Source organism: Pedobacter sp. 01T416_2, from assembly GCF_056398925.1.
On the sequence record NZ_JBFTQI010000414.1, the window covers coordinates 1 to 5229 of the forward strand.

Annotated in this window: 4 protein-coding genes and 1 pseudogene; all 5 read right to left on the minus strand. The window is 43.0% G+C overall.

Going from position 1 to position 5229, the window contains the following annotated elements:
- Positions 1-116 precede the first annotated feature (116 nt).
- Positions 117-1604: a cellulase family glycosylhydrolase gene (locus AC1DPQ_RS16770; RefSeq protein ID WP_477610305.1), complete on the minus strand. Its 1488-nt coding sequence runs from the start codon at positions 1602-1604 to the stop codon at positions 117-119.
- Between the two features lie 204 nt (positions 1605-1808).
- Positions 1809-1955: a hypothetical protein gene (locus AC1DPQ_RS16775; protein ID WP_477581476.1), complete on the minus strand. Its 147-nt coding sequence runs from the start codon at positions 1953-1955 to the stop codon at positions 1809-1811.
- Between the two features lie 52 nt (positions 1956-2007).
- Complete coding sequence (locus tag AC1DPQ_RS16780; RefSeq protein ID WP_477581474.1) at positions 2008-2778, minus strand: 3-keto-disaccharide hydrolase; 771 nt, start codon at positions 2776-2778, stop codon at positions 2008-2010.
- Between the two features lie 32 nt (positions 2779-2810).
- Entirely contained in the window at positions 2811-4748 is a 1938-nt protein-coding gene (locus AC1DPQ_RS16785) for a c-type cytochrome (protein WP_477581472.1), read from the minus strand.
- Positions 4749-4752: 4 nt separating this feature from the next.
- Positions 4753-5229, minus strand: a pseudogene (locus AC1DPQ_RS16790) (3-keto-disaccharide hydrolase); the annotation flags it as partial.

Genomic DNA, 5229 nt, shown 5'->3' on the forward strand with positions numbered 1-5229 from the left:
ACATGACAGCGTCTGGGCTAAAATCATCTTTATGATACAACCTCTTTTTAAATTCAATGCTATGCATGAACCTCTACAAAGCTGTATTTCTATTTAGTTATAGTATCTCTTACTATTTACTTACCTCCTGCAATAAGGGCATCTAACATAGGTTGGTCCTTTACCACATTATTAGCTCTGTCTAACATAAAACCTATCTCCCAATAGAATGGCAGAATACCATTCGCTTTAGCCTGTTTGGTTAGATAATATGTCCAGTCATTTACAGACTTGTTGTGCATAGCCAGATCTTTAGGAAGATAATTCGGGTTGTTAATCGCATTCCTTCTCCAGGCTGCATATTCACCCAGCATCACAGGGATTCCTTTATCAACAAACTTCTGTTTAATATTTTTGAATTCAGTATCGATCACATCCTCTTCTCCATAGGTAGCGTTGCGTTCTGGCTCAATAGTAGAGTGATTCCCTTTTCCCCAGTAGTAAGCCATTTTGCCCCAACTTACATCTCCATCTGTTAGTATCGTAAATGTAGAAGGCGTGTAGTCATGCACCTCGACCATCAACTTATTAGGGATTTCGTCTTTTGGCATCGTATTCATCAAAGTAAAGGTTTTAGTAGGGTCAGTGCTGGGGCCCTGCACAACCAATACCCGGTAACTGTTCCTGCCTCCCGTAGAACGAACCGCCTTGATGAATGTTTCGTGATAACTATTGAGTATGGCCATCTGCTCAGCATTTTCAACCGCAGGTTCATTCGTACCGGCAAAAATAAGATGTTCGTCAAAATCACGCATGGTTGTAGCAATCTGCTCCCAAAGTGCTTTTAGTCTTGCATTAATTTCCTCTTGCTTTGCGGCATTGACATTATTTTCGAGCCAGCCATTATCTCCGTGCGTATTCAACATCACATACATATCATTAGCTACACACCATCCAACTACTTCTTTCACCCGATTAAGCCATGCCTTGTCAATTTCTACTTTATCGGGATCACTTAAATGACTCCAATTCCAGTTACAAGGAATCCGTATAGTATTGAATCCAATTTGCTTTACAAATTTTACATACGATTCGGTCAGCTTACTATTCTGCCAATCACCCTCTTTTGGTGATTCCATGGTATTGCCAAAATTTATTCCCAAATGCATTTTTGCCGCCAGTTGTACAGCCGTACTACTCATACCGGTTGCATCGGGCGCTTTAGGTGTTAAATTATATGTTGGATATAAATTACCTACTTGTGTAATCTTAATTCTCCTGGCCTGGCCATTACCGGATTTAATTGTAACCACACCATAACGCGATGCACCTGTACCATTACCAGAAAATTTTAGCTGTAACTGTGTAGCGCCTGCTCCGCCTGCTGTGCGACCTATCTCTATCCAAGGTACCGCATCATTGATAGCTGCTGTCCATGCGTCGTTGCTGGTAATCGTCACTTCTGTACGCTCGCCATCTGCCTGCGCTTTAATATCCAATGAAGAAACTTCCAGTTCTGCTGCAACCTCCGACTTCTTACAGGATGAGGAGAATAAGGCGATAACGATCAGGAAACCTAAAAATATCCCGTAACTTCTATTTTTCATATTTATAATATTGTTCATTTTGGTTAGATTATAATTTATTTTTTCACGACCCTCAAATTGTCGAAGGCTTTTTTTACTACCAGTCTTTTGAAAATTTATTTCAACTCACGTATTGTCAAAAACCTGATTTCTTTTCACTTCATGCTGAAGCTTTGCTGTATTGCTCTTGGCCATATAGATCCCAGGAGCAAGGAATTCGAATGGCGTTGAAACCGCTTTCTTTTAGCCAGATTGACACATGCCTGGGTAACCAGCATTCACTGCTTTTGCAAGAGATTGTTTCCCGCCCGGACTTCCGAGTTCTTGTTTTTGGCACCTCGTAAACATAGGGATGACTACAATGCCGAAAGGATAATTTACTGTTCTCATATAGGGATATAATTGGTTTCTATTAAAAAATCGATCAACAGAGGGGTACTTGCTACAATTTCCTTAACCAGATATTGCGATAGCTGATCGGTTCACTTTTATCTCCATGACTCTGCAATTTAATTGGTGAGGCGCCATGTTTTCTGTAGGTTGGCTGGCCAATATAAGGGGTGTCCCCTTTGAGTATGGTGGCATTCTGCACGAGAATACCATTGTGAAAAACTGTCGCTACAGCCGGTGACCTTACAGAACCGTCTTCGTTAAAACGGGGAGCTGTCCAGGCTACATCATAGGTTTGCCACTCTCCTGGTTTTAAACAGGCATTTACCATCGGTGGCGATTGTTTGTAGAGACTACCAGCCTGCCCGTTTACATAGGTTTTATTGTCGTAATTGTCCAGCACCTGCAATTCGTATCCGCCAGCACCCCAAGGAAGAGCAGCCAGAAAAATACCGCTGTTACCTCGGCCCTGGCCACTTCCGCTTATATTTTCTGGAATCCTGTATTCAATGTGAAGCTGGAAATCCATAAACTTCTCTTTTGTCTGGAGATCACCCACAGATTTATCTACTGTCATGATCCCATGAGATAACTTCCATTTTTTTGCTGACACAGTATCGCTGGAATTTACCCACTGATCCAAATCTTTCCCGTCAAAAAGAAGTATGGCATCTGAAGGCGCTCCTCCAGGCACTTTAGCCGGGCTTACCTTTGCAGGTACGGGGGTCCAAACTTCCGTATCTTCTGGCTTAGCAGGTTGTTGTGCCTGAACGAACAGTGCATTTGTTACGAGTATCCCAACAATTAATATTGATCGTTTCATATTATTGATTGATTTCTTTAGCTATTGATGTATTATTTATTTAATGATTTGATCCAGGTCGCAATTTTTTTTACCTCATCTTTTGAAACATTGGTCATTGGCGGCATCGGCGTGGAATAACCTGGCCAATGCTCTGGTTTAGGCGTATAAATCAGGCTTATTAGTTCCTCGACCGTATACTTTTTGGTGGAAATCTCTTTAAAAGAGGGGCCAACTTGTCGTTTATCCGAGTTGTGGCAAGCCAGGCAAGTATTTTTAGTTAGCAGCCCTTTCACCTGCTCATAAGTTGGAATTTTCACTACTGATGTTTTTCCACCTGATGAAGACTTTTTGCTTTGTGCCAAAGGCAGCGTTTTAGTTGAGGCCGAATTTTTGGTACTTACTTCTGTAAGGCTAAGCGCTTTGCCTTCCGGAATATTATTTAAGGTATAATATGCTGTTGGATGTACCAGACTATAGTAATTCTCTTGTGATCGAATACCATCCAAAGTAATGTTGTGAATATATCCTTTGCGCAAGCCGGCTACAATAATTCGGGCAGTGAGGCCATCAGCTGAAACGCGAACGCCCTTTACATTGCATTTTTGGCTATTTACCGACGGGCTTCCATATACACTATGGTATTTATAAATAAAGCTTTCCACTGAATAAGAAGCAAGATCTGAGGCGTATTTCTTATCAACAGGTTTGGTGAACGCTATTTCAAACCCATCAGGCATGGCTTTGATACTGCGCATTTCAAAAGGGATTTTGTTGTTCCAAACCAGTCGCTGAATCCCTTCTGTGGCCTCACCGGCCGAACCCCATCCTCTGTTGGTCTCGCCGGCGAACAATGATCCATCCTTCCCCCAAGCCAAACGCACAATACCCGACTGAAATCCACTTCTGAAAGGCCATGCGGCCCCCTGATATTCTCCGTTTATCTTTTCCATAAACACACGGCTAACCATACTCTGTCCCTGATCGCCCACCAGAAGCTGGCCAGCGAAAGGGCCAAAGGAGCCTTGAGGAATTTTTACGATCTCAGAATTTGAAATACCCAGAATTCCGTGAGGCAGCCACACCGCGGGTATTTGCAGTTCAGGAAAGTTCTTCTTCATATCCATCTCGGTTACCACCTTTGCATTCACATCGTTCTCTGGCTTTACACTGTTTCCCTTGCTGTCGTAAATCATCTTTGTCTCATTCTTAGCAAAGAACTGTTCTGTGGTCAATTTTATTGGAGACTGCGGCAGATTAGCCCACACCAAGCTGGCTGGATGCCCCATAAATGCGCCTTTTTTCACTTGCATGATACTTCCAGAGCCAACCCAATCGCCTTGATTATCAGTATAAAAAAGCTGATCATCAATCATACTAATTCCGCAAGGCGAGCGCATACCTGCAGCCCAGGGCTCTACTCTTCCATCTTCAAAAATATGGAGTGCCCAGCCCCTCCATGGAACCATACTTGTCGGGTTCCACCAGGTTGGCGGAAATCCAAGATTCAGGGTTACAAAAAAAGATCCATCGGCAGCTAGCTTAGGGCCAAAACTATACTCATGGTAATTTCCAGACAATGGCCATGCGTATATGGTTTCAAAATCATCGGCCACTCCATCGTTGTCCGTATCTGTCATTTTAGTAAGTTCACCTCGCTGAACACAATAAAATGATCCATTTTTATAGGCAAGTCCAAGCACTTCATGAAGGCCCGAAGCAAACTTTTGAAATGTTGGTTTCAGTGAAGAAGGGTTTTTCACGATGAAAACATCTCCCCTCCTGGTGGTGACACCCAGATCGCCGTTAGGCAATGTACAGAGTCCCCCCACTTCGAGGATTGCTCCTTCGGGAGCGGGAACTTTCATGATCTTAAAATAATCATCTTCCTTTGGCGATTCTGCCTGGGCAAAGCAGCTTATTGACATCAATATAAATGTCATTGCCAACAGGCACGAAATACCGTTTTTATAATTAAAAAAAATATTCATCGGGTTATTGGTTAAAAAGAATAGCGTAAACGATCTTACCTTGGAATGGAACCAAGAGTTCTTGAGTTCCCTGTATGGTTCTGATGACTGGTTTCAATGCCGTCTCCTCCTCGACCGTAATGGAATAAGCTTTATCTACAATAACATATTTACCATCTTTCTGTTCGATGACGTTTGCCCTGGCGAGACACAGGTATAAATCATTGGCAGTTCCTTCTGGCTCAATTTCACGTCGAATGCCCTGGCCACCATCAATAACCCTCGTCGCATCCTTAACACTCAATCCATAGGTGCGGTATTTAAATACTGGCAGACCCGACGCATCAAGCGTATAACCCTTCGGTTTGAATCCTGACCCAGTTGTGTCTTTTTTAAACTCACTTTTTAATGTTGCCAACCGCTGAATCTGGGGTATGGCATCGCCGATCTGGATTGCTCTTCCGAGTGGCCGCGAAGAACCATCGCCCCTATCATGCCACAT

What these genes read in the sequence shown, in the direction of transcription:
- AC1DPQ_RS16770 (WP_477610305.1), bottom strand. Translation starts at nt 1,604, where the DNA reads ATGAACAATATTATAAATATGAAAAATAGAAGTTACGGGATATTTTTA.
- AC1DPQ_RS16775 (WP_477581476.1), bottom strand. Translation starts at nt 1,955, where the DNA reads ATGAGAACAGTAAATTATCCTTTCGGCATTGTAGTCATCCCTATGTTT.
- AC1DPQ_RS16780 (WP_477581474.1), bottom strand. Translation starts at nt 2,778, where the DNA reads ATGAAACGATCAATATTAATTGTTGGGATACTCGTAACAAATGCACTG.
- AC1DPQ_RS16785 (WP_477581472.1), bottom strand. Translation starts at nt 4,748, where the DNA reads ATGAATATTTTTTTTAATTATAAAAACGGTATTTCGTGCCTGTTGGCA.